This window comes from Micromonospora sp. NBC_00421 (assembly GCF_036017915.1).
In the GTDB taxonomy this organism is placed as follows: Bacteria; Actinomycetota; Actinomycetes; order Mycobacteriales; family Micromonosporaceae; genus Micromonospora.
The window spans coordinates 82,305-108,813 of sequence record NZ_CP107929.1; the positions used below are offsets into that span (position 1 = coordinate 82,305).

Annotated in this window: 24 protein-coding genes, 1 pseudogene and 1 riboswitch; of the genes and pseudogenes, 12 read left to right on the forward strand and 13 right to left on the reverse strand. The window is 73.1% G+C overall.

Going from position 1 to position 26,509, the window contains the following annotated elements:
* Window positions 1-10: 10 nt before the first annotated feature.
* The 3 genes from OHQ87_RS00375 to OHQ87_RS00385 are packed head-to-tail and all read right to left on the reverse strand — an operon-like array spanning window position 11 to window position 2,858.
* Window positions 11-811 carry an energy-coupling factor transporter transmembrane component T family protein gene (locus OHQ87_RS00375; RefSeq protein ID WP_328343858.1) on the reverse strand — a complete coding sequence of 267 codons (801 nt, stop codon included), beginning with the start codon at window positions 809-811 and terminating at the stop codon, window positions 11-13.
* The gene (locus OHQ87_RS00380; protein ID WP_328343860.1) at window positions 808-2,235 is read right to left on the reverse strand and encodes an ABC transporter ATP-binding protein; all 1,428 of its coding nucleotides are present in this window, start codon (window positions 2,233-2,235) and stop codon (window positions 808-810) included. The genes OHQ87_RS00375 and OHQ87_RS00380 overlap by 4 nt, the downstream gene beginning before the upstream one ends.
* Window positions 2,236-2,267: 32 nt before the next feature.
* Window positions 2,268-2,858: an ECF transporter S component gene (locus OHQ87_RS00385; RefSeq protein ID WP_328343862.1), complete on the reverse strand. Its 591-nt coding sequence runs from the start codon at window positions 2,856-2,858 to the stop codon at window positions 2,268-2,270.
* 75 nt (window positions 2,859-2,933) lie between these two features.
* Window positions 2,934-3,039, reverse strand: a riboswitch (TPP riboswitch).
* 157 nt (window positions 3,040-3,196) lie between these two features.
* Between OHQ87_RS00385 and OHQ87_RS00390 the strand changes: the two genes are divergently transcribed.
* Together OHQ87_RS00390 and OHQ87_RS00395 are read left to right on the forward strand one after the other, a co-directional pair.
* Window positions 3,197-4,027, forward strand: a complete 831-nt coding sequence (locus tag OHQ87_RS00390) for an alpha/beta fold hydrolase (protein WP_328343864.1) — start codon at window positions 3,197-3,199, stop codon at window positions 4,025-4,027.
* 266 nt (window positions 4,028-4,293) lie between these two features.
* On the forward strand, window positions 4,294-4,797 hold the full coding sequence (locus OHQ87_RS00395; RefSeq protein WP_328343866.1) for a DUF6328 family protein: 504 nt from the start codon (window positions 4,294-4,296) through the stop codon (window positions 4,795-4,797).
* 82 nt (window positions 4,798-4,879) lie between these two features.
* On the opposite strand, the gene OHQ87_RS00400 is transcribed toward OHQ87_RS00395, so the two are convergent.
* A complete protein-coding gene (locus OHQ87_RS00400; RefSeq protein ID WP_176734845.1) occupies window positions 4,880-5,047 on the reverse strand; it encodes a hypothetical protein in 168 nt (55 codons plus the stop codon).
* A gap of 204 nt (window positions 5,048-5,251) precedes the next feature.
* Here OHQ87_RS00400 and OHQ87_RS00405 point away from each other — a divergent pair, with 204 nt between their 5' ends.
* Window positions 5,252-6,514 carry a cellulose binding domain-containing protein gene (locus OHQ87_RS00405; RefSeq protein ID WP_328343870.1) on the forward strand — a complete coding sequence of 421 codons (1,263 nt, stop codon included), beginning with the start codon at window positions 5,252-5,254 and terminating at the stop codon, window positions 6,512-6,514.
* A 145-nt stretch (window positions 6,515-6,659) separates the two neighbouring features.
* Here the strand turns inward: OHQ87_RS00405 and OHQ87_RS00410 are convergent, their stop codons facing one another.
* From OHQ87_RS00410 to OHQ87_RS00440, 7 genes and pseudogenes are all read right to left on the reverse strand, one after another.
* Window positions 6,660-8,156, reverse strand: coding sequence for a cellulose binding domain-containing protein (locus OHQ87_RS00410; RefSeq protein WP_328343871.1), 1,497 nt, complete (start codon window positions 8,154-8,156; stop codon window positions 6,660-6,662).
* Between the two features lie 215 nt (window positions 8,157-8,371).
* Complete coding sequence (locus OHQ87_RS00415; protein ID WP_328343873.1) at window positions 8,372-8,977, reverse strand: hypothetical protein; 606 nt, start codon at window positions 8,975-8,977, stop codon at window positions 8,372-8,374.
* A 67-nt stretch (window positions 8,978-9,044) separates the two neighbouring features.
* Window positions 9,045-9,347 (reverse strand): annotated as a pseudogene (locus OHQ87_RS00420) (ArsR/SmtB family transcription factor); the annotation flags it as partial.
* A 43-nt stretch (window positions 9,348-9,390) separates the two neighbouring features.
* Complete coding sequence (locus OHQ87_RS00425; RefSeq protein WP_328343874.1) at window positions 9,391-10,257, reverse strand: metal ABC transporter permease; 867 nt, start codon at window positions 10,255-10,257, stop codon at window positions 9,391-9,393.
* A gap of 3 nt (window positions 10,258-10,260) precedes the next feature.
* Window positions 10,261-11,022: a metal ABC transporter ATP-binding protein gene (locus OHQ87_RS00430; protein ID WP_328343876.1), complete on the reverse strand. Its 762-nt coding sequence runs from the start codon at window positions 11,020-11,022 to the stop codon at window positions 10,261-10,263.
* A complete protein-coding gene (locus tag OHQ87_RS00435) occupies window positions 11,019-11,969 on the reverse strand; it encodes a metal ABC transporter substrate-binding protein (RefSeq protein ID WP_328343877.1) in 951 nt (316 codons plus the stop codon). The genes OHQ87_RS00430 and OHQ87_RS00435 overlap by 4 nt, the downstream gene beginning before the upstream one ends.
* A 54-nt stretch (window positions 11,970-12,023) precedes the next feature.
* Complete coding sequence (locus OHQ87_RS00440; protein WP_328343879.1) at window positions 12,024-12,281, reverse strand: DUF6703 family protein; 258 nt, start codon at window positions 12,279-12,281, stop codon at window positions 12,024-12,026.
* Window positions 12,282-12,308: 27 nt separating this feature from the next.
* On the opposite strand from OHQ87_RS00440, the gene OHQ87_RS00445 reads away from it, so the two are divergent.
* The 7 genes from OHQ87_RS00445 (at window position 12,309) to dusB (ending at window position 18,816) form a co-directional block, all read left to right on the forward strand.
* Window positions 12,309-12,650: an antibiotic biosynthesis monooxygenase family protein gene (locus tag OHQ87_RS00445; protein WP_328343881.1), complete on the forward strand. Its 342-nt coding sequence runs from the start codon at window positions 12,309-12,311 to the stop codon at window positions 12,648-12,650.
* Between the two features lie 209 nt (window positions 12,651-12,859).
* Complete coding sequence (locus tag OHQ87_RS00450; protein WP_328348693.1) at window positions 12,860-13,333, forward strand: Rv0361 family membrane protein; 474 nt, start codon at window positions 12,860-12,862, stop codon at window positions 13,331-13,333.
* A 116-nt stretch (window positions 13,334-13,449) separates the two neighbouring features.
* Complete coding sequence (locus OHQ87_RS00455; protein WP_328343883.1) at window positions 13,450-14,829, forward strand: glycine--tRNA ligase; 1,380 nt, start codon at window positions 13,450-13,452, stop codon at window positions 14,827-14,829.
* 205 nt (window positions 14,830-15,034) lie between these two features.
* Window positions 15,035-15,877 carry a hypothetical protein gene (locus OHQ87_RS00460; protein WP_328343885.1) on the forward strand — a complete coding sequence of 281 codons (843 nt, stop codon included), beginning with the start codon at window positions 15,035-15,037 and terminating at the stop codon, window positions 15,875-15,877.
* 56 nt (window positions 15,878-15,933) lie between these two features.
* Window positions 15,934-16,854 (forward strand): hypothetical protein, encoded by a 921-nt coding sequence (locus tag OHQ87_RS00465; RefSeq protein WP_328343887.1) that lies wholly within the window; start codon window positions 15,934-15,936, stop codon window positions 16,852-16,854.
* Entirely contained in the window at window positions 16,847-17,542 is a 696-nt protein-coding gene (locus OHQ87_RS00470) for a hypothetical protein (RefSeq protein WP_328343888.1), read from the forward strand. The genes OHQ87_RS00465 and OHQ87_RS00470 overlap by 8 nt, the downstream gene beginning before the upstream one ends.
* Window positions 17,543-17,646: 104 nt before the next feature.
* A complete protein-coding gene (gene dusB, locus OHQ87_RS00475; RefSeq protein ID WP_328343890.1) occupies window positions 17,647-18,816 on the forward strand; it encodes a tRNA dihydrouridine synthase DusB in 1,170 nt (389 codons plus the stop codon).
* A gap of 138 nt (window positions 18,817-18,954) precedes the next feature.
* Here dusB and OHQ87_RS00480 read toward each other — a convergent pair whose 3' ends face one another.
* Window positions 18,955-19,611 carry a C39 family peptidase gene (locus OHQ87_RS00480; protein WP_328343892.1) on the reverse strand — a complete coding sequence of 219 codons (657 nt, stop codon included), beginning with the start codon at window positions 19,609-19,611 and terminating at the stop codon, window positions 18,955-18,957.
* 499 nt (window positions 19,612-20,110) lie between these two features.
* Complete coding sequence (locus OHQ87_RS00485) at window positions 20,111-21,949, reverse strand: beta-N-acetylhexosaminidase (protein ID WP_328343894.1); 1,839 nt, start codon at window positions 21,947-21,949, stop codon at window positions 20,111-20,113.
* 314 nt (window positions 21,950-22,263) lie between these two features.
* Here OHQ87_RS00485 and ppdK point away from each other — a divergent pair, with 314 nt between their 5' ends.
* Window positions 22,264-24,999, forward strand: a complete 2,736-nt coding sequence (gene ppdK, locus OHQ87_RS00490; RefSeq protein ID WP_328343896.1) for a pyruvate, phosphate dikinase — start codon at window positions 22,264-22,266, stop codon at window positions 24,997-24,999.
* A 140-nt stretch (window positions 25,000-25,139) separates the two neighbouring features.
* Entirely contained in the window at window positions 25,140-26,426 is a 1,287-nt protein-coding gene (locus tag OHQ87_RS00495; RefSeq protein WP_328343898.1) for a deoxyguanosinetriphosphate triphosphohydrolase, read from the forward strand.
* The last annotated feature ends 83 nt before the right edge of the window (window positions 26,427-26,509 follow it).

Below are 26,509 nucleotides of genomic sequence, written 5' to 3' on the forward strand. Positions count from 1 at the left end.
TGGGAGTGGATCAGCCGATCAGGGGGCGGAAGGTGCCGAGCGCCACGCTGACCGCGAGCGCGCCGCCGGCCAGCGCCGCCGCGCCGACGACCAGCAGCCAGTCGGCCGGGCGGAACACCTGCCGGCGGGCCACCGTGCGCGGGGTGCCGGCGTCGAAGCCCCGGGCGTCCATCGCCACCGCCAGCCTGGTGCCGCGTCGGATCGCGCCCACCAGCAGGGCGAACGCCGTGGAGACGAAGAGTCGCAGCCGGGCCAGCGGGTTGCGGCCGGCGTCCACGCCCCGGGCCCGGCGGGCCATGGTCAACATCTGCCACTCCTGACCGAGCAGCGGCACCAGCCGGAAGGCGGCAAGCGCGCCGATGGCGAACCGGGCCGGGGCCTTCGCGTTCTGGACAAGCGCGTCGGCCAGGTCGGTCGGATCGGTGGTGGCGAAGACGATCACCCCGGGCAGGGCGACCGCGAACATCCGCAGCACCAGCCCGAGCGCGGTGACCACCACCCCCGAGGTGACAAGCAGCGGCCCGGCCTCCCACAGCACCCGGCCGGACCGGTCGGCGGCGAACAGGACCAGCGTGACCAGGATGCCGGCGGCCCCGGCCAGCAGCGGCAGTGCGCGGCGGGCCAGCACCCGGTAGCGGATGCCGAACAGCGGCAGCAACGCCAGCTCGACGGCGATCGCCACCGCCGGTGCGACCGGGTCGAGGCTGGCCACCAGCAGGAACGAGAAGACCAGCCCGGCCGCCAGCTTCGCCACCGGGTTGCGCCGGGCCAGCGGCGCACCGGGCCGGGCGACAGGTGCGAAACCGATCACGGTCCCTCCCGGGTGGGGCACAGGGTGACCGTCCGGTCGGCGAGCGCGGCGACGAAGTCCGTGTCGTGGGTGACGGTGACCACGCCGTGCCCTGCGTCGCGCAGGTCGGCGAAGAGGTCGACCAGCTCACCCCAGGTCCGCCGGTCCTGGCCGAAGGTGGGTTCGTCGCAGATCAGCAGCCGGGGCGCGGTGGCCAGGGCGGTCGCCACGCTGAGCCGCCGGGCCTCCCCACCGGAGAGGGTGTACGGGTTGGCACCGGCGAGCCGGGTCAGCCGCAGCCGGTCCAGCAACTCGTCCACGGTGGCCCGGACGGCGGGCTCGGGGCGGCCCGTCCGGCGGGGGCCGAGGGCCAGCTCGTCGTGGACGGTGCCGGTGACGAACTGGTGCTCCGGGTTCTGGAACACCGAGCCGATCCGGCCGGCCAGGGCGGGGGCCCGCCAGCGGTGCGGTGGGAGGCGGGTGTCCCCGTCGGCCAGCGCGGAGGTGCCGGCCAGCCGGCCGACGCCGGGGCGGAGCAAGCCGCCGAGCAGCAGCGCGAGGGTGGACTTGCCGGCCCCGTTGGGGCCCCGGACGGCGAGCGCCTCGCCGGCACGTACCGCCAGGTCGGTGGGGGCCAGCCGGGGTGGCAGGCCGAGCCGGTCGGCGGTGAGCAACTCCCCGCCCGGCGGCCCGGCGGCCGGGCGGGACGCGGTGGGGTGTCCGGGCACCCAGACCCCCTCGGCGGCGAGCGCGGCACCGTGTGCGGCGAAGACCGTCTCCGGTGGCCCGTCCGCCCGGACCCCGCCACCGGGTGCCAGCACCACCACCCGGTCGACCAGGGCGAGGGCGTCGGCGACCCGGTGCTCGACCAGGACCAGGGTGGTGTCGGGGTCCAGCGCGCCGGCCACCGCCCCGCGCACCAGCTCCGCGCCGGCCGGGTCGAGGTTGGCGGTCGGCTCGTCGAGCAGCAGCAGCCCGGGGCGCAGTGCCAGCACGCCGGCCAGGGCGAGTCGCTGCTGTTCGCCGCCGGACAGCGCCGCGGTGGGCCGGTCCCGGTGGTACGGGAAACCGACCCGGCGCAGCGCCTCGTCCACCCGGGGCCAGATCTCGTCGCCGGGCACCCCCCGGTTCTCCAGGCCGAACGCGACGTCGTCGCCGCTGCGGGCCATCACCAACTGGGACTGCGGGTCCTGGAAGACGGTGCCGACCCGCTCGCGGGCCTTGGCCGGGTCGAGGCCGTCGATCTCGACGGTGCCCTCCTGCTCGCCGGAGTCCGCCGGCAGCAGCCCGGCCAGCGCGGCCAGCAGGGTGCTCTTGCCGGCCCCGGACGGCCCGAGCAGCAGCACCCGTTCCCCGTGGTCGATCCGCAGGTCCACCCCGCGTACCGCCCAGGCCCGCCGACCGGCGTGCCGCCAGCCGAAGCCGACCAGCCTCACACTCGCCACGTCGCCGGCACCTCCATGATCGCCAGGGAAGGTCAGACCAGGGTGCGGTCACGGCCGGAGGGGAACCGGTCCAGCACGCCGGTCTCGGCCAGCGCGCGGGTCAGGTACCAGCCGCCGACCCCGGCGACGACGGCGGCGCTGAGCACCGTCAGCGCCGCGTACGGCAGCCGGTAGCTGGTCAGGGCGTACTCGGCGTTCCAGACGAAGAAGTCGAACAGGGCGGCGCTCAGCCCGGTCAGCGCGCCGGCCAGCACCGCCACCGGCAGCCGGAACGACCGGTAGCGGAACGCGGCGAAGGCCAACTCCGCGCCGAGACCCTGGATCAGCCCCTGCACGATGGTGATGCCGCCCCACTCCGCGCCGAGCAGCGCGGAGACGGTGGCGGCGACGGCCTCGCAGAACAGGGCCGCCCCGGGCTTGCGGATCACCAGGCCGCCGAGCACCGCCGGGACCAGCCAGACGCCGTACATCACCGCCTGGCTGGCCGGGGCGGCGGCGAACGCCGGGTCGGCGGCCTTCCAGACCAGGCCCCAGGCCCAGAAGATGACGCCGAAGGCCACGGCGATCACGGCGGCGACCACGATGTCGATGGTGCGCCACCGGTTGCTGTCGGTGTGTTTCATGTCGGTGCTCCCAGTCCAGTGATCGAACCAGGAGAAGACGCACGCCGCGCCCGGCGGCTGCCGGACGGCGGCGCGGCTGGAGGTCGACCGAACTCCCTGCGCTGGCATTACCCAGATCAGGTTCGAGGGTCTGCGGGCGATGCCCGCACTCTCAGCGCTGTGCGCTCCCCTGTCGGATGTGAAGTTGTCTCGGCAGACGCTAGCACCGACCTGCGGCAACGACCCAGCAGGCCACGGTTCCCGGCAGTCGACGCCGGTCCGCCGGGCGTCCGGGTCGCGACCACCGCCGGGCGTCCGCCCGGGGTGCGGCGCCGTCGGGGCTGGGTAGGCTGCCGGTCATGCGGGTACCGGCGCGAGGGCTCACGTTCGACGTACGGGCCGGTGGCCCCGAGGGCGGCGCGGTCGTGCTGCTGCTGCACGGCTTCCCCCAGCACGGCGGGGAGTGGGACGATGTGGTGCCCGCCCTGCACGCCGCGGGGCTGCGCACCTACGCCCCGGACCAGCGGGGCTACTCGCCCGACGCCCGGCCCGCCGGGGTGGCCGCTTACCGGTTGCCGGAGCTGGTCGCCGACGCGGTGGCGCTGCTCGACGAGTTGGGCGTCGACGCCGCGCACGTGGTGGGGCACGACTGGGGCGCGATCGTCGCCTGGGCGCTGGCCGCCCGGCATCCGGAGCGGGTGCGCACCCTCACCGCGGTCTCGGTGCCCCATCCGGCCGCCTTCGGCTACGCGCTCTCCGCCGACCGGGGGCAGCGGGCGCGCTCGTCGTACATGGCGTTGTTCCGCCGCGCGGGGCTGGCGGAGCGGGTGCTGCTGGCCTGGCGGGCGGCGGTGCTGCGCCGGATGCTGGCCGGCGTCGGTGACCCCGCCCGGGTGGCCCGGTACGCCGGGCCGATGCGGGTGCCGGGGGCGTTGACCGGCGCGTTGAACTGGTACCGGGCGATGTCGGGACGGGACCTGAAGGCGGTCGGCCCGGTGACCGTGCCGACCAGTTACGTGTGGAGCGACCGGGACGTGGCCGTGGGGCGTACCGCCGCGCAGGCGTGCGCCCGGCACGTGTCGGGGGACTACCGCTTCGTGGTGCTGCCCGGGGTCACCCACTGGATCCCGGACGAGGCCCCGGGCCCGCTGGCCGAGGCGATCCTGGCCCGGGTGCGCGGGGCGGTCTGAGCGTTGCCGGGGAGCCGGGTCACGCTCGATCCTGGTGGTAGTGGTACTCGATCCTGGTTGTCGTGGTACTCGATTCCTGGCTGTCGTGGTACTCGATCCTGGTTGTCGTGGTATCCGTGCGGCGGGAGGCCACTACAACATGGATCGAGCGCGATCTTGCGGGGCCGGGGTCGTGAATCGGTTTCGGGCAGGTATCGATGGGGCACAGGCGTTGCTGCCGACGGGGACGCCCCCGCCGGCCGCACGTCTCACCCCGGAGGTCGCCCGTGTCGAAGGAATCCGAGAAGCAGCGCTGGCAGCGCAACTTCGCCGATCTGCTCCAGGAGTTGCGGGTCGCCCAGACCGGCGTGCAGATCCTCTTCGCCTTCCTGCTGACCCTGCCGTTCAGCAACGGGTTCACCCGGACCAGCGAGTTCCAGCGGGACGTCTACATCCTCGCGTTGTTGTCCGCCGCCGCGGCCACCGCGATGATCATTTCGCCGGTCGCCTTCCACCGGGCGCTGTTCCGGCAGGGTCGCAAGCCGGAGCTGGTCCGCTTCGCCCACCGGATGGCCACCGGTGGTCTGGCCTTCATGCTTGTCGCCATGGTGAGCGCGGTCCTGCTGATCGCCGACTTCGTGCTGGACACCGGCATCGCCGTGGTGCTCACCGTGATCACCGGCCTGTGGTTCCTGACGTTCTGGGTGGTCCTACCGTTCGTCCGGCGCAACTGGGGTGACGACGACATCGACGACGACGATGACGAGCCGATCGTGCTGACCGGCGACTGACCCCGCCCGCCGCGCGGAACGGGTGCGGCGGGCGGGATGGCGTGGCGGTCCACCGGCTCCTCGGCCGGTCGCCGTCCGTTCGTCAGCGGGCGACGGCCCAGGCCAGCACGGCCGCCAGGATGAGCCCGTTGAGCAGCGCCAGCACCAGGTACGCCTGCGGCGGGATCTTGCGCCCGCGCCTGACGAAGCTGACCAGCACGGCGGCGTACGCCAGCAGCAGCACGGCGACGACGATCAGGAAGTAGAGCACCGCCCCACCCTAGACGAGGGGTGGGGCGGTGCTCGTCGTACGACGGTGGACATCGTGGAACCGGGGCGACTGATATCGAGTAACATCGATAACTGTCACGCCTCGTCCCGGGCGTGTGGCCGACTCCGCCCCGTCGAAGGGGCGCGTGCGGTGGCCCACACGGGCAGCCGACGCCGGCCCGGCACCACCGACGAGGAGCGGACGATGAGAGCAGCGCGGCGGCGTACCGCCGGACTTGGCGTGATCACTCTGGCGGTCCTCGCGGGCGGGGTGGCCGTGGCGAGCGGGGCCGCCACCGCCGCCGCGACCGGCTGCCGGGTCGACTACAAGGTCACCAGCGAGTGGCAGGGCGGCTTCGGTGCGGACGTCACGGTCACCAACCTCGGCGACCCGGTCTCCGGCTGGACGCTCACCTGGGCCTTCGCCACCGGCCAGCAGGTCAGCCAGGCGTGGAACGCCACGGTCACCCAGAACGGGACGGCGGTCAGCGCGAAGGACGCCGGTTACAACGCCGCCATCGCGACCGGGGCAGGCGTCAGCTTCGGCTTCAACGGCGCGTGGACCACCGCCAACCCGGTGCCCACCGCGTTCGCGCTCAACGGGGTCTCCTGCACCGGCGCGACGCCGACCGCCACCCCCTGCCCGCCGCCGTCCACCCCGCCGACCCCGACGCCCACCCCGACCCCGACCCCGACCCGGACGCCCACGCCCACTCCGACGCCCAGCCCGACCCCCTCGGCGCAGCGGCCGGTCACCGTGTGGCTGGCCGGCGACTCCACGGTCGCCAACCCGTCCTCCGGCACCGTCTGCCCGGTCGGCTGGGGCAACCAGTTCGGCCAGTACTTCAACGGCAACGCCACGGTGGTCAACAGCGCGGTCGGCGGGCGCAGCATCCAGACCTGGCTGTACGACCCGAACGTCACCACCACGATGAACTCGGCCGGCGAGTGCGTGGTCAACCCGCAGACCTACTCGACCCGCTGGCAGGCCATGCTCAACGCCAACGGCGGGATGAAGGCAGGCGACTACCTGTTCATCCAGTTCGGCATCAACGACGGCAGCGCCACCTGCAACCGGCACGTCGGCTCCGCGCGCTACAAGGAACTGCTCGGCGTGATGGCCCGCGCGGCCCAGCAGCGCGGCGCGTACCCGGTCTTCCTCACCCCGGCCGCCGCGATCACCTGTTCGGGCAGCACCGCCGTCGGCAACCGGGGCTTCCTCACCGAGACGTTCGACGCGGGCCGGGCCAACAACGTCCCCGTCATCGACCTGCACAAACTGAGCTACACGCTCTACAACACGCTGCGGCTCTGCCCGAACAACGGCGACTACAACTCGGGCGCGGTGGGGGCGTTCTTCTGCGCCGACCACACCCACTTCGAGACGGCCGGAGCCCGGCAGATCGCCGGTGTGGTCGCCACCGCCCTCCGCAACCAGCAGCTCGGCCTCTCGGCCTACCTGCGGTGACGCGTCCCGGCCCGGCCGGGCGGATGGTAGCGCCCCGGCCGGGCGGGTGGGAACTGCCCCGGCCGGGGTGCGGTCGGCACTGCGCAGCGGGCGGCCCCGGCCGCCGTGGTCCGGGTGGCGGGGTCACCCGGACCACGGCGGACCGTCAGGAGACCGCGCAGGCGGTGCCGTCGAGGGCGAACCCGGTGGGTCGGCTGTTCGCGCCGGTGGCGTCGGCCAGGAATCCGAAGCTCACCGTCGCCCCGGCCGCGATCGTGCTGTTCCAGCTGACGTTGGTCGCCCGGACGGTGCCGCCGCTCTGCGTGTAGCTGGCGTTCCACGCCTGGCTGACCCGCTGGCCGTCGGCGAACGTCCACTGGAGCGTCCAGCCGGCGATCGGGGTGGTGCCGGTGTTGCGGATCGTCACCTCGCCCTGGAAACCGCCCTGCCACTGCCCGGTGACCGCGTAACCGACGCCGCACCCGGTCCCGCCGGCCGGCGGGGTGGTGACGGGCGGGGTGGTGGGCGGTGCGGTGGTGACCGGCGGCGTGGTCACGGGCGGCGTGGTCGTGGGCGGGGTGGTCGTGGGCGGTGCGGTGGTGGGGGTCGGCGTCGGCGTCGGAGTGGTGGTCAGCTTCGCGGCGACGATCGGGGCGAGCCGGGCGGTGATCGCCCGGTGACCGGCGTCGTTCGGGTGCACCGAGTCGCTCAACCCGTCGGCGGGCAGCCAGCCGGTGGTGTCCACGTAGAACACGTTGCGGTCCCCGCCACCGGTGACCGCCGTGACGGCGGCGGCGGTCTCCGCGGCGTACCGGCCGCTGAAGGTGCGCAGCGCGAAGATCGCCGCGCGCGGGTACTTGCCCCGCACGGTACGGATGAACGTGGCGTACTGGTTCTGGAAGTCCGCACCGCTCACCCCGTGGCTGCGGTCGTTGGTGCCCAGGTTGATCACCACGGCGTCGGCCTGGTAGCGGCTGAAGTCCCAGTTCGGGCTGTTCGCCGCATACCCGGTCCGGAGGAACTGGGTGGCCACGCTGACGCAGCCGTCGGCGGTCGCCACCAGGCAGCCCCCGCCGTAGCCGAGCTGGGTGTGCTCGGTGCCGAGCTGCTCACCGGTCAGCCAGCCGTACGCGGTCAGCGCCGTCCGCGAGGAGGTGGTGCCGAGGGTGATGGAGTCGCCGACGAACTCGATCAGCCGGGGCCGCACCGCCGCCGGCAGGGTACGCGCGCCCGAGTCGAGGGTCAGCCCCTGGAACACCGCGTCCCCGGTGTACGAGCCGGCGACCACCCGGTACGACACCAGCAGCGTGTGGTTGCCGGCGGGCAGCGGGCTCGGGGTCAGGTTCACCGTGCCGCTGACGTTGGTCAGATACCTGAAGTCGGCCCCGTCGATGCTGTAGTAGAGGTCGATGGTGCGCCGCTGCCGCAGCTTGACGGTGGTGCCGGTGAACCCGGTCTTCAGGTAGGCACCGGCCCAGTTCGGCACGTACGCGGTGCTGTTGCTCCGGTCCCAGCGGCCGACGAACGCGATGTTCGCATCAGTGGGTGTGCCGTCACCGGCCGCCGCCTGCGCCGGTGGCAGCCCGGTGAGTGTGGCGGCCAGCATCGCCACCAGGCCGGCTGCCCCGGCCGCGACGATCGACCGACTGCGAATCAAAGGCATGGATCGCTCCCGTTCCGGGCCGCCCGCGCCGACGCACGCAGACCGGTCCCTACCGCAATATATTTATCATCATCTAATCCTCTCGGGCGGGAAGGCACAACTCGCCGCAGCTGCGGCATGGTGACCGGCCGCGCCGGGGGACCCGTTGCGGAGGGGGAGGGCGGGCGGGGCGGTGACCGGCCAGCCGCAGGGCCGGTCACCGCCCGGCCCCGGGCCTAGCGGCCGGCGCGTAGGCCGAGTCGGCGCAGCTCCAGGGCGGCGAGCGCGTCGACGGTGGCGTCGTCACCGCGCCGCCACGCCTGGGCCACGTCCGGGTCGATCCTGGTCAGCCGGCGCAGCGGCTGGCTGGTCAGCGCGCGCAGGGCCAGCAGGTCCCGGCCGGCCGGGACGGCGGCGAGGGCCTTCGCCGAGGCGGCCCGGCGCATCCAGCGCAGCCGCAGCGGCAGCCAGCCGAACAGCACCAGCCCGAGCGGGAAGACCAGCACCGCGAGGCTCAACGCCAACGCGAGCTGACCGACCAGCTCCTGCTGGTCGCGGCCCGCCTCGGCCATCGCCCGCGCGGCGTCGGCGGCCTTGGTGAACGGCCCGGTCAGCTCGTCGCCGACCAGCGGCACCCGGCCCACCTTGCCACCGGCGTCGGCCAGGTTGTCGGCGAGGCCACCGCCGGCCCCCTCCAGCTTCTGCCCGGGTACGGCTAGCTTCTCCACCAGGTCGTACAACCACAGCGCGAAGCGGACCGCCGCGTAGACCCAGGCGACGACGAGGAGGTCGGTGAGGAACTGACGGAGGGCGACCGGAGAACGGTCAGCGTAGATCTTCACGGCCGACAGCGTGCCACGACGCGGGCCGCCCGGCACCCCCCGCATGCCCGGCCGACGGCTCACCGGCGGACGACGGACCCTCCCCGGCGTGGCTGACCGCGTCGGCGACGATGTGCGCGACGTGCTCGTCGACCAGCGCGTATGCGATCTCCCGGCCGCGTCGGGAGCCCCGCACCACCCCCGCCCCCCGCAGCACCCGCAGGTGCTGGGAGACCAGCGGCTGCGGGGCGCCGAGCTGCTCGACCAGCTCGTGCACGCACCGCTCGCCCTGGGCGAGCTCGCTGACGATCGCCAGCCGGATCGGGGCGGACAGCGCCCGGAGCAGCTCGCCCGCGCCCTCGAAGGCGTCGTAGCCGTGGGTGCCGGTCACCCCGTAACGGTAACCAACACCGGTGACGGTCCGCCGGTCGGCGTCACCGGAGCACCACCTCGTGCGGCTCCTGGACGGTGGCGGCGGCCGGGGCGGCCCGGCGGCGCAGCACCCGCCACGCGGCGGCGGCCAGCGCCACCACGAGGAAGGACGTGATCGCCAGCAGCACCACCGAGGCGCCGGGGGCGGTGTCGGCGGTGGCCGCCACCCAGACCCCCGCCCCGGCGGCGAACAGGCCGAGCGCCATGGCCGCCGTCATGGTGCTGCGGAACCCCCTGGTGACCTGCTGCGCGGTGGCCACCGGCACCACCATGAGGGCGCTGATCAGCAGGACGCCGACCGCCCGCATGGCGATCGTGACGGTGACCGCGGTGGCGACCGCCAGCAGCAGGTTCAGCGCCCGGACGGGCAGCCCGGCGACCCGGGCGTACTCCTCGTCGTGGCAGACCGCGAAGAGTGCCGGGCGCAGCGCCAGCATGAGCACCGCGATCGTCGCCCCGAGCACCGCGATGGTGGTCAGGTCGGCGGGGGAGGTGGTGGTGAGCGAGCCGAACAGGTAGGCGTTGAGGTTGGCGCTGCTGGCGTCGGAGAGGCCGACCAGCATCACCCCACCGGCGATGCCGCCGTAGAACAGCAGCGCCAGCGCCAGGTCGCCGGAGGTGCGGCCCCGGGCCCGGACCAGCTCGATGGTGACCGCGCCGAGGATGGCCGCGACCACCGCCACCAGCACCGGTGAGCGGTTGAGCAGCAGGCCGGCGCCGACACCGGTGAGCGCGACGTGGCCGATGCCGTCACCGATCAGGGCCAGCCGCCGCTGCACCAGATAGATGCCGAGGGCCGGGGCGGTCAGCCCGATCACCAGGGCGCCGAGCAGCGCCCGCTGCATGAAGTCGTACTGGAAGAGGTCCATTGCTCAGCTGCTCCACAGCCCGGCGGGCTCCTCGGGACCGTGCGGGTGCACGTGGTCGTGGTCGGGCTCGGCGTGGTGCCCGGCCGGTTCCGGGACCGCGCCGTCGTGGCAGATTCCGCCCTGGTGCACCACCACGGCCCGGCTGATCAGCGGACGCAGCGGGCCCAGCTCGTGGGCGACGAGCAGGACGGTGCCCCCGGTGCCGACGAAGTCGTGCAGCGCCCCGGCGAACGCCTCCTGGCTGGCCGCGTCGACCCCGGCGGTCGGCTCGTCGAGCACCAGCAGCTCCGGCTCGCCGGCCAGCGCGCGGGCGATCAGGGTGCGCTGCTGCTGACCGCCGGAGAGGGTGGACACCGGGTCACCGGCCCGGTCGGCGAGCCCGACCGCGTGCAGCGCCGCGGCGACCGCCGCCCGGTCGGCCCGTCCCGGTGGACGCAGCACACCCCGGCGGGCCAGCCGCCCGGAGGCCACCACCTCGCGGACGGTGGCCGGCACGCCGCTTCCCGCGCCGAGCCGCTGCGGGACGTACCCGATCCGGTGCCACTGCCGGAACCGGCGCTGCGCGACGCCGAACAGCGCGACCGACCCGCTGCCCAGCGGGACCAGCCCGAGCACGGCGCGGATCAGTGTCGACTTGCCGGAGCCGTTGGCCCCGAGCACGGCGACCACCTCGCCGGCGGTGACGGTCAGCGACACGTCGCGCAGCACCGGCCGGCCGTCGTAGCCGGCGGTGGCGTGCCCGACCTGGATCACGGGTGTGGTCACGAGCACCCCAGGGCGGTACGGAGCGTGGTCAGGTTGGTGCGCATCACCGAAAGGTAGTCCTCCCCGCCCCCGTCGGCGGAGAGCCCTTCGATCGGGTCGAGCACCGCGGTCTTCGCCCCGACCTCGGCGGCGATGGTCTCGGCCACCTTCGGGCTGACCAGCGTCTCGAAGAAGATCGTGGTGGCGCCGTGCTCACGGGCCTCCCGGGCGACCTCGGCCAGCCGCTGCGGGGCGGGCTCGGTGTCCGGGGTGAGCCCGGTGAGGCCGACCTGCTCCAGCCGGTAACGCTCGGCGAGGTAGCCGAAGGCGGTGTGGCTGACCACGATCTCCCGGCGCTGGCAGGTCTTCAGGCCGGCGGCGTACTCGGCGTCGAGCTTCTCCAGCTCGCCACGGAGCGTCCGGGCCCGGGTGGTGAAGTCGGCCGCCCGGTCCGGGGCGAGGGCACCGAGCCGCTCGGCGAGCTTGTCGGCGACGGTGGCCAGCCGGGTCGGGTCGAGCCAGAGATGCGGGTCCTTGCCGCCGCCCTCCTCCTCGGCGTGACCTGCCTCACCCTCGTGTTCGTGGCCGCCGGCTGTGGCGTCGCGCAGCGGCGCGACGGTCGTCACGTCGAACGCCCGGTCGGCGGCGTTCTGCGCCACGGCCTCGTCCACCGCCGGCTGGAAGCCCTTGAGGTAGAAGACCAGCTCGGCCTCGCTGACCTGGCCCACCTGCCGGGGGTTGAGTTCCAGGTCGTGCGGCTCGGCGCCCGGCTTGGCGAGGTTGGTGACGGTGACCGCGTCCCCGCCGACCCGCTCGGCGACGAACTGGAGAGGGTAGAAGGCGGCGACCACGTCCACCCGGTCCGGATCGGCCCCGGCCCGGTCGGTCGAGCAGGCAGTGCCGCAGGCCAGGACGAGCAGGGCGGTGGTGGCGGCGGTCAGGGCGCGGGGCAGGGTACGGGCGGTCATGTCGGCAACTGTCCGTGAAAACGAGAATGATTGTCAAAAACGCATGAGTGCATGTCAGAAGAGCTTGACCAGGGCCACCGTGACCAGCAGCGTCAACATCACCAACCGGATCAGCCGGGTCTGCGGCGCCTGCACCGGCCACGTGACGGTCAGCAGGTAGGCCAGCCCGGCGGCCAGCGCCAACAGCAGCAGCCCGCCCACCGGGCCGGGCGCGAAGAGCGCCACCAGCACCAGCACCAGGGCGGCGAGGAACACCGACGTCGGGTTCACCCGGGCCAACCGGGCCAGCAGAGGACGCTGCGTAGGCTGCATCCCACAGACTCTACGAGGAGGAACCCGGTGCTTGTCACCAACCGGTTCGTGGTCGCCGTCGAGGCGGCGGACGAGTTCACCGCCCGGGCGCACGCCGCACTGGCCGCGCTCGCCGCCCGCCCCGGCTACCTGCGCGGCGAGCTGCTGCGTGCCCTCGACGACCCCCGGCACTGGTGCCTGCTCACCGAGTGGGAGTCGGTCGGGACGTACCGGCGGGCGCTGGGCGGGTTCGATGTCAAGATCACCGCCGTGCCGCTGCTTGCCGAGTCGATCGACGAGCCCTCGGCGTACGAGACGCTGGCCGGCGCCGCCCCCGACGGCGAGGTGGTGGTCGTCGACAGCGATCGGGCCGCACGTCCGCACCGCTGAGCCCGATCGGGCTGCGCGCCCGCAGCGTTGAGCCCGATCGGGCTGCGCGCCCGCAGCGTTGAGCCCGTGGGCACTACCCTGCTCCTATGACCGCTCCCGGCCCGGCAGCCCCACCGCCGTACCCCCCGACACCCGGCCCGGACGGCACCCCGCCCCCCGCCGCCCCGGGTCACCCGGGTGTGCCGGCTCCGCCCCCGGGTGATCCGGGTGTGCCGGCTCCGCCCCCGGGGCCCGGGGTGGCCCCGCCGTTCGCCGCCCCGCCCACCGAGGGCAGCCGCAGGCGGCTCTGGCTGGGGCTCGGCGTCGGGGCACTCGCCCTGGTGATCTGCTGCGGAGGCGGTGGCGCGGCGGCCGTCGGGCTGGTGGTCAGCAACGTGCAGGCGATCGAGGAGCAGGGCCAGTCGGTCACCGACGACTACTACCGTGCACTGGTCGACAAGCAGTACGGCAAGGCGTACGAGAAGCTCTGCGACGACGCGCGACGGCGGGAGTCCCGGGGCGAGTTCACCCGCCGGGTCGCCGCGGAGCCGGCCGTGGCCAGTTACCGGGTGGGCGACGTCGACCCGCAGACCCTGACCGTGCCGGTCGACGTGACCTTCAGCGGCGGCGGGCGGGACACCCAGCAGGTCACCCTCGCCGCCGACCAGCAGTCCGGCGGCATGGAGGTCTGCGGGGTCAGCTGAGCCGTCCCCGGTATTCTGCTGGGCCCGGGGCGCTGCTGGTCGTACCGTTGTCCCGGGCCGTCCGGTCCCACCCGTCTTCATGGCCACGCCGACCGCCAGCCGGCGTAGGAGGAAACATGCCAGCCGACCGTATCGACGCCGTCGTCAGCCTCGCCAAGCGCCGAGGCTTCGTCTTCCCCTCCAGCGAGATCTACGGAGGCACCCGATCGGCGTGGGACTACGGTCCGCTCGGCGTGGAGCTGAAGGAGAACGTCCGGCGGCAGTGGTGGAAGGCCATGGTCCAGCAGCGCGACGACGTCGTCGGCCTCGACTCGGCGGTCATCCTGTCCCGCCGGGTCTGGGAGGCCAGCGGGCACCTCGCCGAGTTCGTCGACCCGCTGACCGAGTGCCAGTCGTGCCACAAGCGGTTCCGCGCCGACCACCTGGAGGAGGCGTACGCCGAGAAGCACGGCAAGCCGCTGACCTCGTTGCAGGAGCTGAACTGCCCCAACTGCGGCAACAAGGGCACCTTCACCGAGCCCAAGATGTTCAACGGCCTGATGAAGACCTACCTCGGCCCGGTGGAGAGCGACGAGGGCCTGCACTACCTGCGCCCGGAGACCGCCCAGGGCATCTTCGTCAACTACAACAACGTGGCGACCGCGGCCCGCAAGAAGCCGCCGTTCGGCATCGCGCAGACCGGCAAGTCGTTCCGCAACGAGATCACCCCGGGCAACTTCATCTTCCGGACCCGCGAGTTCGAGCAGATGGAGATGGAGTTCTTCGTCGAGCCCGGCTCCGACGAGCAGTGGCACGAGTACTGGCTCCAGGAGCGCTGGAACTGGTACCTCGACCTGGGGCTCTCCGAGGAGAACCTGCGCTTCTACGAGCACCCCAAGGAGAAGCTCTCCCACTACTCGAAGCGCACCGTCGACATCGAGTACCGGTTCCGGTTCGGCGGCACCGAGTTCGCCGAGCTGGAGGGCGTCGCCAACCGCACCGACTTCGACCTGTCCACGCACAGTAAGCACTCCGGCGTCGACCTGTCGTACTTCGACCAGACCCGCAACGAGCGCTGGATGCCGTACGTCATCGAGCCGGCCGCCGGCCTGACCCGCGCGGTGCTGGCGTTCCTGCTCGAGGCGTACGACGAGGACGAGGCCCCGAACACCAAGGGTGGCGTCGACAAGCGCACCGTGATGCGGTTCGACCCCCGGCTGGCCCCGGTCAAGGTGGCGGTGCTGCCGCTGTCCCGCAACGAGGCGCTCTCGCCGAAGGCCAAGGGCCTGGCCGCCCAGCTCCGTAAGCGCTGGGTGGTGGAGTTCGACGACTCGCAGGCGATCGGCCGCCGCTACCGCCGGCAGGACGAGATCGGCACCCCGTTCTGCGTCACCGTCGACTTCGACACCCTCGACGACGACGCGGTGACCGTGCGGAACCGGGACACCATGGCCCAGGAGCGGGTCGCCCTCGACCAGGTCGAGCGCTACCTGATCGAGCGGCTGCCCGGCTGCTGACCACGACCGCCGTCGTACCGGCCCCGCCCCGCTGACCGGGGGCGGGGCCGGCGCGTTGCCGGGCGGAGGCCGGGTGGGCCGCGTCGCCGGGCGGGGTCGGGTTCCGGGCCGGGCATCGGTCGGTATCTGTGTCCGTTCGGTCCTTGAGTCGGGCGGTGGGCCGTGTCAGCGTTTGCGGTGCTGAATCTCTACACGGGGGTTGGAAATGACGCGTGCGTCGCAACCTGGGCACGACCACGACGGGGATCGTCGTCGCCTGCTGCGTCGGGCCGCCACGGTCGCCGCCGGGACGGCCGGCGCGGGTGTCGCCGCCACGGTCGGCGTGCCCGGCACGGCCCTGGCCGCCCCGGGCGACAACCTCACCATGGGTACGACAAACGACGCCGGCCCGGTCACCACCACGGTGAACGCCACGAACGGTTACGGCACGCTGCTGTTGGAGAACACCGCCGGTGCCCCGCTGCGGTTGGTGCCCGGCGAGAGCATCTACCCGCAGGTGCTGGACGCCGAACTCGGCACGCTGGCCGTCGACGAGCAGGGTGACCTGTTCGTCAAGGCCGGGGCGGACGACGCCGACCACGCCACCGTCGGCTGGGCCTGGACCTCGGAGTGGGCGACCACCTCGGTGGCGGTCGCGCCGACCCGGGTGCTCGACACCCGGGATCCGAACCTGCGCCGGGCCATCGTCTCCGGCAAGGGCGACCTGGACGCCACCGGCAGGCTGGTCCCCGGCAAGCCGATCGTGCTCAGCCTGGACGGCTACGTCCGGGACGGCTACGCGCTCAAGGGCAACGTGACGGTGACCGGGATGACAGGTGGTGGCGTGCTGACCGTGTGGGGCAGCGGCCCCCGGCCGGTCACGTCCACGGTGAACTGGTGGACCAGCGGCCAGGTCCTGTCGAACTTCCTCTTCACCGAGTTCGGTGCCGTGGGGGCGTACCGCAGCGTGTTGACGCTCCAGGCCACCAGTTCACCGACCCACGTGATCCTCGACCTGACCAGCCTGCTGGTCGGCCACCCGAGCCAGGTGCTCGTCAGTCGTGCCTAGCCGCCCGGAGGCGCGCCGAACGTCGCTCATCCATCCAGCCGACGGGGGAACGAAGAATGACGTCGTCCGAACCTGACCGCTCCGCGTCCCGGCGTGCGCTGCTGCGCCGGGCCGCCGTCACCGGCGGTGCCGCGGTAGCGGCCACCGCGGTGGCCGCGGTCAACGCCGCGCCGGCCACCGCCGCGACCGGCGATCCGGTCGTCCTCGGTGGGACGACCACCGGCACCCTGCACACCGTCGTGACCGGCGCCGCCGACGGCGGGGCCGCCACGCTGGCCCTGAAGAACAGCACCGGCGCGACCCTCCGGCTGACCCGCAGGCCGCCCAGCTACGGGTGGGGCGGCGGATTGCTCTCCACCGCCGACGGCCTGGGCGTGCAGCGGGTGGTCGACGGCGCGGTGGTGCAGCACGAGACGCTGACCACGGCGAACGCCACCATGCTGGTGCCGATCCCGCCGACCCGGGTGCTCGACAGCCGCAGCGCGACCGGTCGCGCCCGGCTCCTGGAGGGTGCTGGCCGGGTCGATCCGCAGGGCCGGGTACTCGCCGACACCCTGCTGGTCGTGCACCTGCGCGACATCGTCGACTACGGCGACGGCCTGATGGGCAACGTCACCGTGGCCAACACCGCGCGGAGCGGGTTCGCCACGGTCTGGGGTCGTGGCCAGCTGCCCACCGCCTCCACGATCAACTGGTGGGAGGCCGGCCAACTGCTCTCCAACGGCGTCATCTCCCAGCTCGGCGGCTACGAGACCGCCGGTGGGGACTACTACCCCGACGTGGTGGCCGTCTGGGTGGCCGCCGGTGCGACGGCGGTGATCCTCGACGTCACCGGCCTGCTGGTGTTCCACCCGGAGTCGGCGGTGATCAACGCGAAGTCCGCCCAGGGCGGTCGCGTCGGTGCCGGCGGAGTCCGGGCCCGGGTGATCAGGGAGGCCGCCGAGCGCGGTGACCGCGAGGTGCGGGCCGATGCGTGACCACGGAGACCCGGTGCGCGCCGGGCTGAGCAACGATGCCGGTACGACCGAGACGCTGCTGACCGGGGGCTCGTCGGCCGTCCCGACGCTGGCCCTCACCCACGCCGACGGGCGTCCGCCGTTGATCCTCGCGCCCACGCCGGAAGCGTCGATCCCGGCTGACCTGCCCACCGGTTCGTTGGCGATCAACGAGTCGGGCGACCTGGTCATCGGCGGTCGGGACGGGACGAAGCAGTACGTCAACACCTCCCGCTGGGCGAACCGGACGCTGGCGGTCGCGCCGACGCGCATCCTGGACACCCGGGCGATGGGCACCTACAGCGGCAACGTGGTGGCCGGTGCGGGGAACGTGCTCGCCGGAAAGCTCGGCGCTGGCAAGATCCTCCACGTGACGGTGAGGAACGTGCCGCCGGCGCTGGCCGAGAAGGCCACCGCCGCGTACGTCAACGTCACCGTGGCCGGGACCGTCTCCGGCGGCTTCCTCACCGCGTACAGCTCGTCGACCGCCCGGCCGGGCACGTCCTCGCTGAACTGGTGGGGGCCCAACCAGGTGCTGTCGAACCTGGTCGAGGTGCAGTTGGGCAGCCACGACGGCACCCCGCTGTCGTTCGGCGTCTACGTCAACGCGGCCACCTCGGTCATCGTGGACGTCTGCGGGTTGATCCTCGCCGACCCCGGCACGTACTGAAGCCGTACGCCGGTCGTCGTCGCGGTGCGGGTTCGCCCACCGTCGCGGAGGCGGCCGGACACCGGCCGTCGGCGGATCACCGCCGGCATGGGATTCTTGGGTACGTGACCAGTCCCGCTCCGGTCCTGCGCCCGCTCACCATCGGCCCCCACCAGGTGTGGCCGCCGGTGGTGCTCGCGCCGATGGCCGGCATCACCAACGTCGGCTTCCGACAGCTCTGCCGGGAGCAGGGCGGTGGCATCTACGTCTGCGAGATGATCACCACGATCGCGCTGGTCCAGCGGAACCCGAAGACCCTGCGCATGATCGCCTTCGGTGCCGAGGAGCAGCCGCGCAGCCTCCAGCTCTACGGCACCGACCCGGAGGTCACCGCCGCCGCGGTGCGGATCGTGGTGGAGCGGGATCTCGCCGACCACATCGACCTGAACTTCGGCTGCCCGGTGCCGAAGGTGACCCGTCGGGGTGGCGGCTCGGCCCTGCCCTGGCGGCGTCGGCTCTTCGCCCGGCTGGTGCGGGCCGCTGTGGACGCCGCGTCACCCGCCGGGGTGCCGGTCACCGTGAAGATGCGCAAGGGCATCGACGACGACCACCTGACGTACGTCGAGGCGGGGCTGGCCGCCCAGGACGCCGGGGTCGCGGCGGTAGCCCTGCACGGGCGGACGGCCGCGCAGCGGTACTCCGGCACCGCCGACTGGGACGCCATCGCCACCCTCAAGCAGGCGCTCGACGTGCCGGTGCTCGGCAACGGCGACATCTGGGAGGCCGACGACGCGCTGCGGATGGTGGCCCACACCGGGGTGGACGGGGTGGTGGTGGGACGGGGCTGCCTGGGGCGGCCGTGGCTCTTCGCCGACCTGGAGGCCGCGTTCGACGGCCGTCCGGAGCGTCGGTTGCCGACCCTGGGCGAGGTCGCGGTGACCATGCGACGGCACGCCGAACTGCTTGTGGACCAGTTCACCGCCGGCTCGCGCACCCCGTCGCGGGGTGAGCGGGACGGCTGCACCGACTTCCGCAAGCACGTCGCCTGGTACCTGAAGGGCTTCCCGGTGGGTAGTGGGCTGCGTCGGGAGCTCGCCATGATCGAGAGCCTGGCCCAGCTGGACGACCTGCTCGGCAAGCTGGATGCCACCGAACCGTTCCCGGTGGCCGCGCTCGGCCAACCACGGGGCCGGACGAACTCTCCCGGCAAGGTCTTCCTGCCCGAGGGCTGGCTGGCCAGCCGGGACGACGACACCGTCCCCGAGGGCGCCGAGCTGGACGACTCGGGCGGCTGACGCCCGTAGCCGCGCCGTCTTCCGTTCGCGCCGCCTTCCGGCTGTGCGGTCTGCCGGCCGGGCTGTCTTCGGGCCGTGCCGACGGCGAAGGGCCGACCCCTCCAGGGGGTCGGCCCTTCGCACGATCGGTGGGACGGGTCAGGAGGCGTAGCCGCGGCTGGCGATCCAGTGGGCCAGCTCGTCGACGTCGATCCGGTAGGAGGCGGTGTCCGGGTTGGCGGAGTCCGCGATCGTCACGACCCGACCACCGTCGCGGTAGCCGACGACGCTGATGTAGTGCCCGCCCTCGAAGGAGTGCGTGTTGCCGTCGGTGTCGGTGGCGGTGCCGGCGATGTTGGCGACCACGGCGCGGCCGTCGTCCACCGCCCGGACGACGTCGGCGCGCAGCTGCGCGATGCGCTTACCGTCGACCTTGCCGGCCGGGATCTCGGTGCTGCGGTAGGCGTCCTTGCGGCCGGTCTCCTTGTTCAGGATCGGGGTGATGTCGTTGATGCTGTCGGTGCCGTTCTCGGTGGTGCCCATCTCCTTGGCGATGGCGTCGACGTCGATGCTCTTGCCCTGGACGCTCAGGGCGTTGCGGGCGGCGGCGGGGCCGCAGTAGTAGAAGTTCGGCTGGGCGGCGTAGTCGACCTTCAGCTCCCGCTCACCGGCGGGCTTGCGGTCGGCCTGCACCACGGCGGCGGGCCGGGTGGTCTCGGCGGCGTGCGCGGCCAGCGCGGGGCCGGCGATGCCACCGGCGGTGGCGGCCAGGCCGGCAGCGGTCAGCACGGTCTTACGCAGGATGTCGGTACGCATGATGGAGGTGCTCCTCTGCATCTCGGGGGTCCCCGCACGGTCCCGCGGGGGCGCGGGATGGCGCGGTCGTGCCGCAACGGCAGGTGAAGAGGAAGATCGGACCGGCGATCGTGGGGATGCCGGACGGGTGCCGGGGTGACGCGTCGCTGGCCCGCCGGGCGGACCGGGGGCCGAGCCCGAGGACTTGGCCGGGGCGATCGCGGCTACCAGGTGTAACGACCCCGACCGGCCGACGATTCCGCCCTGCGGGTGACCCCCGCCACCCGTCTGTGGGCCGATCCGTCATCGGGTGTCGCCACTGACGACACCCGTCGGCAACCCCCGAATTCGGTCACCCAGTGTGATACACAAGCCGCCCGCACCCTCACCCTCCACCCACTTTGCTCTGCTGCCCTCCCCGCGACGGTCACCTGGTGTGCCTGGTGCGTATGTGGCGGCAGAGCAAAGTGTCCGAGGGAGGTATGTGGTGGTCGGCCGGAGAGCAGTCACTCTATGTGATCTATGGGCCCTGTGTGCCCGAAGTGACCGGCTGTGGTCGGAGGGGCGGAGGGGTGGCAGGTCGGAGTGGCGGCGGGTTCGGGGGTTCTGCGGTGCCGGGGAGGTGCCCGCCGGCTGACCTGGTGGGCCAGGGGATCTCCGGGGACGGGTGGAAGGTGATGCCGGCGGCGCGCCAGCGCGGGCCGTGGCCGGCGAGCCGCTCCCGGAAGCCGGCCCAACTCCGGGTCGACGGCGCGGACCAGGCCAGTTCGGCGAGGGCGGGCAGGCGTGGGAAGAACAGGAACTCGATCTCGGCCAGCGAGGTAACCGACTCCGTCCAGAGCGGGGCCTCCAGGCCGAGCACCGCCTCGGCGGGGACGTCGGTCAGGTGGGTCGCCGGGTCCCAGTGGTAGGCCCGGTGCACGTCGATCAGACCGGCCCAGTCGTGTCCGATGGGGGTGTCCGGGGCGTACTTCATGTCCAGGTACGCGTGGTTGCCGGGGGAGAGGATCAACCGGGCGCCCCGGCGTACCGCCTCGGCCACCGCCGGGTCGTCGCCGTTGGTGCCCCACCACTGGAGGACCCGGCCCTCGACGTGGTCGGCGGGGGCGATCTGGTGCCAACCGACCACGGTCCGGCCGAGCCCGGCGACGACGCGCTGCGCCCGCTGCACGAAACCGGTGTACGCCGCACCCTTCACCTTGTACGCCTCGTCGCCGCCGAGGTGCAGCCACGGCCCGGGGGTCAGCGCGGCGACCTCACCGAGCACGTCGGAGACGAAGTCGTACGTCCGCTCGCTGGTGGGGTCGACGTAGCTGAAGCCGACCTCGGTGCCGGTGTACGGCGGCGGCGCGGCCTTGTCCGGCGCGAGTTCGGGGTACGCGACAAGTGCCGCGTTGGTGTGGCCGGGCAGATCCACCTCGGGTACGACGGTGACGTGCCGACGGGCGGCGTACCCGACGATGCGCCGGTAGTCGGCGGCGGTGTACCAGCCACCGGGGCCACCACCCACCTCGGTGCGCCCGCCGACGGCGGCCAGCCGGGGCCAGGAGTCCACGGCGATCCGCCACCCCTGGTCGTCGGTGAGGTGCAGGTGCAGGTGGTTGAGCTTGTACCGGGCCAGGTGGTCGATCACCCGGAGCACGTCGTCGACGGCGAAGAAGTGCCGGGCCACGTCGAGCATCGCGCCCCGGTAGGGGAAGCGGGGCCGGTCGACGATGGTGCCGCCGGCCACCACCCAGCGTTCGGTCACCGGCGTCCTGCTCTCCACCGCCACCGGCAGCAGCTGCCGCAGTGTCTGTACGCCGTGGAAGAGGCCGGTCGCGGTGTCGGCGGTGATCCGTACCCCGTCGACGTCGACGTCGAGCCGGTATCCCTCGTCACCCCCGGACGTAGCCTCCGCCGCGCCGTGCGGTGCGACGGCGGACAGGGTGAGCTGAAGCGCGCCCGGTGCGGTCGGCAGGTCGGTGACCGGTAGCGGGTAACCGGTGGCCGGGCGGAGCAGCTCCGCGAGGTGCTCGGCGACCTCCCGGGCGGCCGGGTCGGCGCTCACCCGTACCGCCGCGTCGGCCGGTAGGACGAAGTCGGCGGTCGGCTGCGGCCGGACCGACCCGGGCGCCGGCACCACGTCGCCCAGGCCGATCGTCGGCCGGGCGAGTTGCCGACCGGCAGCCTCGGCGGCACTGCGCGCCAGCTCGGTCGCGGACGGTGAAACCGTGGGCGGCCCGTGCGGCGCGACAGTGGGCGGCTCGCCGGGGGCGGCGGGCGCGACAGTGGGCGGCTCGTCCGGGGTCGGGCCGGCGTCGGGCCGTTGCGGCTGCTCGGGGACGGGGACGACGCCGGTACGTGGGGTGAGCGACACGGGGCAGCTCCGAGGGGTGTATCCGCGAGGGATATGGCAAAGGTCAGGTTTGGCGGAACCGGTGACGTCAAGGGTACGAGGAGGAACCGTAATTGCGTGATCGTGCGCATGGAAGCGTTCCCAGAAACCGGTGCGAACGCGGATAGTCGTGATGGCTGTGCCTATTGTCACCGAACGGCCCCAGCCCGCCCGATGTTCGCTTAACCTTCGCCCACCGAACGCTGACCAGGCCGGATTGCCGGAGGCCAGCCCCGGGGTAGCTCAGAACTAAACCTTCGTTAAGTGTCAATTCCGGCGCGCGTGGGAGGCTTCTGGTGACAGCGCAAGAGAAGGCTGACGACAAGTACGTCTACGACTTCGCCGAGGGCAACAAGGAGCTCCGGGACCTGCTCGGTGGCAAGGGCGCCAACCTCGCCGAGATGACCAATCTCGGCCTGCCGGTGCCCCCCGGTTTCACCATCACCACCGAGGCCTGCAAGGCGTACCTGGCGACCGGGCGGGAGCCGGACGGGCTGGCCGGGCAGATCGAGGCCCACCTGGAGGCGCTGGAACGCGAGATGGGCCGTCGCCTCGGTGACCCGCAGGACCCGCTGCTGGTCTCGGTACGCTCCGGCGCCCGGTTCTCGATGCCCGGCATGATGGAGACCGTCCTCAACGTCGGCCTCAACGACCGCAGCGTGCAGGGGCTCGCCCGGCAGGCGAGCGGCAGCGCCGACCCCGCCGGCTCCGACGGGGCGGACCGGTTCGCCTGGGACTCCTACCGCCGGCTGATCCAGATGTTCGGCAAGACCGTCTGCGAGGTGCCGGGCGAGGAGTTCGAGCACGCCCTCGACGAGGTCAAGCGGGCCAAGGGTACGCACGACGACCTCGACCTGGACGCCGACGACCTGCGCGGGCTGGTCGAGGCGTACAAGAAGATCTTCGTCAAGCACACCGGGCGGGAGTTCCCGCAGGAGCCGCGCGAACAGCTCGACCTGGCCATCCGGGCGGTCTTCGAGTCGTGGAACGCCGAGCGGGCGATCCTCTACCGCCGCCAGGAGCGCATCCCGGCCGACCTGGGCACCGCGGTCAACGTGGTGACCATGGTCTTCGGCAATCTCGGCCCCGACTCCGGCACCGGGGTCGCCTTCACCCGTGACCCGGGCAGCGGCGCGCAGGGCATCTACGGCGACTACCTGGCCAACGCCCAGGGCGAGGACGTCGTCGCCGGCATCCGCAACACCGTGCCGTTGCAGGAGCTGGAACGGCTGGACAGCCGGTCCTACCACGAGCTGCTCGACATCATGGCCCGGCTGGAGGGGCACTACCAGGATCTCTGCGACATCGAGTTCACCATCGAGCGGGGCAAGCTCTGGATGCTCCAGACCCGGGTGGGCAAGCGCACCGCCGCCGCCGCGTTCGTCATCGCCGGCCAGCTCGTCGACGAGGGCCTGATCGACCTGGACGAGGCGCTGCACCGGGTCAACGGGGCGCAGCTCGCCCAGCTGATGTTCCCCCGCTTCCAGCTCGACCACGACTTCGCGCCGGTCGCCACGGGCATCGGCGCCTCCCCGGGGGCCGCCTCCGGCGCGGTGGTCTTCACCTCCGCCCGCGCGGTCGAACTGGCCGCCGAGGGCAGGTCGGTGATCCTGGTCCGTCGGGAGACCAACCCGGACGACCTCAACGGCATGATCGCCGCCCAGGGCATCCTCACCTCGCGCGGCGGCAAGACCAGCCACGCCGCCGTGGTGGCCCGGGGGATGGGCAAGACCTGCGTCTCCGGGGCCGACGAGATCGAGGTCAACGTGCCGGCGAAGCGGTTCACCGTCGGCGGGCACACAGTCGGTGAGGGGGACGTCGTCTCCATCGACGGCACCACCGGCAAGGTCTACCTGGGTGAGGTGCCGGTCATGCCGTCCGAGGTGGTGCAGTACTTCGAGGGCAGCCTCGACCCGGCGCACGTCGACAACGCGCTGGTCCGGGCCGTACACCGGATCATGACGCACGCCGACGACAGGCGGCGGCTGGCCGTCCGGACGAACGCCGACACCGGGGCGGACGCGGCGCGGGCCCGGCGCTTCGGGGCCGAGGGCATCGGCCTGTGCCGCACCGAGCACATGTTCCTCGGCGACCGCCGGGAACTTGTCGAACGGCTGATCCTCGCGGCCACCGACGCGGACCGCACCGACGCCCTCGCCGCTCTGCTGCCCCTGCAGCGCCAGGACTTCGTGGAGATCTTCCGCGAGATGGACGGCCTGCCCGTCACCGTCCGGCTGATCGACCCGCCGCTGCACGAGTTCCTGCCCCCGCTGGAGCAGCTCGCGGTCAACGTCGCGGTCGCCCAGGAACGCGGCGAGGACGTCGCCAAGGAGGAGGCGCTGCTCGCCGCCGTCCGGCGGATGCACGAGGAGAACCCGATGCTCGGCCTGCGCGGTGTGCGCCTCGGCCTGGTCATCCCCGGCCTGTTCGCGATGCAGGTGCGGGCGATCGCCGAGGCTGCCGTCGCGGTCACCCGCGACGGCGGCGCGGCCCGCCCGGAGATCATGGTGCCGCTGGTCGGCGCGGTCCAGGAACTGGAGACGGTACGCGCCGAGGCCGAGAAGATCATCGCCGAGGTGGTCGGGGACAGCGGGGTCGAGGTGCTGATCGGCACCATGATCGAGGTACCCCGGGCGGCGCTGACCGCCGGGCAGATCGCCGAGGCGGCGCAGTTCTTCTCCTTCGGCACCAACGACCTGACGCAGATGGCCTGGGGTTTCTCCCGCGACGACGTCGAGGGCGCGTTCTTCTGGCGCTACCTGGAGCTGGGCATCTTCGGCATCTCCCCGTTCGAGTCGATCGACCGCGACGGGGTCGGCCGGCTGATCCGGATCGCCGCCGAGGAGGGCCGGGCCGCCCGCCCCGGGCTGAAGCTCGGCATCTGCGGCGAACACGGCGGCGACCCCGACTCGGTGCACTTCTTCCACGAGGTGGGGCTGGATTACGTCTCCTGCTCGCCGTTCCGGGTGCCGGTCGCCCGGCTGGAGGCCGGTCGGGCCGCCATCGAGACCACCGGCTCCGACAGCCGCTGACCGCCGCGACGTCCACCGGCGGCGGCCCTGCCCGTCGCCGGTGGGCGTCGTCCCGGCGTCTCGGCACGTGCGTGGTCCGGCGTGGCGCGGCGTAACCTGGTCTCCCGCGACCATGGGGTACGACCGTGAGGGGTGGCCGGATGGCTGAGGTGCCCGTCCCACCAGCCGCCGGGCAGTCGTTCGACGCGCAGCGGTGGGTCGAGGAGACGCCGAAGGACACCGGCCACGGCCGGTCCCCGTACGAGCGGGACCGGGCCCGGGTGCTGCACTCGGCCGCGTTCCGTCGGCTCGCCGCGAAGACCCAGGTGCACGTCGCCGGCACCGACGACTTCCTGCGTACCCGGCTGACCCACTCGCTGGAGGTGGCCCAGATCGCCCGGGAGATGGGTGCCCGGCTCGGGTGCGATCCGGATCTGGTGGACACCGCCGGGCTGGCCCACGACCTCGGGCACCCGCCGTTCGGCCACAACGGCGAGGACACCCTGGACGCACTCGCCGCGCCCTGCGGCGGCTTCGAGGGCAACGCGCAGACCCTGCGGGTGCTCACCCGGCTGGAGGCCAAGGTGCTGGCCCCGGACGGCAGCCCCGCCGGGCTCAACCTCACCCGGGCCGCGCTCGACGCGGTCAGCAAGTACCCCTGGCCCCGCCGCCCGGGGCTGCGCAAGTTCGGCGTCTACGGCGACGACCGCCCGGTCTTCGACTGGCTCCGCACCGGCACCCCCTCCACCACCGCCCCGTCCGCCGTCGACCCGTTCGGTGGGGCCCGTCGGTGCCTGGAGGCGCAGGTGATGGACTGGGCCGACGACGTGGCGTACTCGGTGCACGACGTCGAGGACGGCATCCACGGCGGCTACGTCTCACTGCGCCCACTCCTCGCCGACCCGGACGAGCGGGCCGCCCTCTGCGCCGACGTGGCAGCCACCTATTCCACCGAGTCGCCTGACCACCTCGGCGAGGCACTGCGGGAACTGCTCGCCGATCCGCTGCTCGTCCCGCTGGCCGGCTACGACGGTAGCCATCGCGCCCAGGTCGCGCTCAAGGCCACCACCAGCGCGTTGACCGGCCGTTTCGTGGCGAGCGCCGTGGCCGCCACCACGGCCCGGTTCGGTCCCGGGCCGCACCGTCGCTACGCCGCCGACCTCGTCGTACCCGGGCCGCTGCGGGTACGGTGCGCGCTGCTCAAGGGCATCGCCCTGCGGTACGTGATGCGCCGCCCTGACGCGCAGGGCCGCTACGAGCGACAGCGGGAGATCCTCACCGAGTTGGTCGGGGTGCTGGCACAGCGGGCGCCGGACGTGCTCGACCCGGTCTTCGCCCCGCTGTGGCGGGCCGCCCCCGACGACGCGGCCCGGCTGCGGGTGGTGGTGGACCAGGTTGCCTCGCTGACCGACCCGGCCGCGCTCGCCTGGCACGCCCGCCCAACCTGACCCCACCCCACCCCACCCCGCCACCGCCCTGCCCCGCCCTTTCGCCCCGGTGATCAAGAAGTTTGCGTCATTGTTGATCTTCA

Bases quoted from the DNA above. Each gene is read 5' to 3' on its own strand.
- OHQ87_RS00385 (WP_328343862.1), bottom strand. From the start codon at position 2,858: ATGAAACACACCGACAGCAACCGGTGGCGCACCATCGACATCGTGGTC.
- OHQ87_RS00390 (WP_328343864.1), top strand. From the start codon at position 3,197: ATGCGGGTACCGGCGCGAGGGCTCACGTTCGACGTACGGGCCGGTGGC.
- OHQ87_RS00405 (WP_328343870.1), top strand. From the start codon at position 5,252: ATGAGAGCAGCGCGGCGGCGTACCGCCGGACTTGGCGTGATCACTCTG.
- OHQ87_RS00410 (WP_328343871.1), bottom strand. From the start codon at position 8,156: ATGCCTTTGATTCGCAGTCGGTCGATCGTCGCGGCCGGGGCAGCCGGC.
- OHQ87_RS00425 (WP_328343874.1), bottom strand. From the start codon at position 10,257: ATGGACCTCTTCCAGTACGACTTCATGCAGCGGGCGCTGCTCGGCGCC.
- OHQ87_RS00435 (WP_328343877.1), bottom strand. From the start codon at position 11,969: ATGACCGCCCGTACCCTGCCCCGCGCCCTGACCGCCGCCACCACCGCC.
- OHQ87_RS00440 (WP_328343879.1), bottom strand. From the start codon at position 12,281: ATGCAGCCTACGCAGCGTCCTCTGCTGGCCCGGTTGGCCCGGGTGAAC.
- OHQ87_RS00455 (WP_328343883.1), top strand. From the start codon at position 13,450: ATGCCAGCCGACCGTATCGACGCCGTCGTCAGCCTCGCCAAGCGCCGA.
- OHQ87_RS00460 (WP_328343885.1), top strand. From the start codon at position 15,035: ATGACGCGTGCGTCGCAACCTGGGCACGACCACGACGGGGATCGTCGT.
- OHQ87_RS00465 (WP_328343887.1), top strand. From the start codon at position 15,934: ATGACGTCGTCCGAACCTGACCGCTCCGCGTCCCGGCGTGCGCTGCTG.
- OHQ87_RS00470 (WP_328343888.1), top strand. From the start codon at position 16,847: ATGCGTGACCACGGAGACCCGGTGCGCGCCGGGCTGAGCAACGATGCC.
- OHQ87_RS00480 (WP_328343892.1), bottom strand. From the start codon at position 19,611: ATGCGTACCGACATCCTGCGTAAGACCGTGCTGACCGCTGCCGGCCTG.
- OHQ87_RS00495 (WP_328343898.1), top strand. From the start codon at position 25,140: ATGGCTGAGGTGCCCGTCCCACCAGCCGCCGGGCAGTCGTTCGACGCG.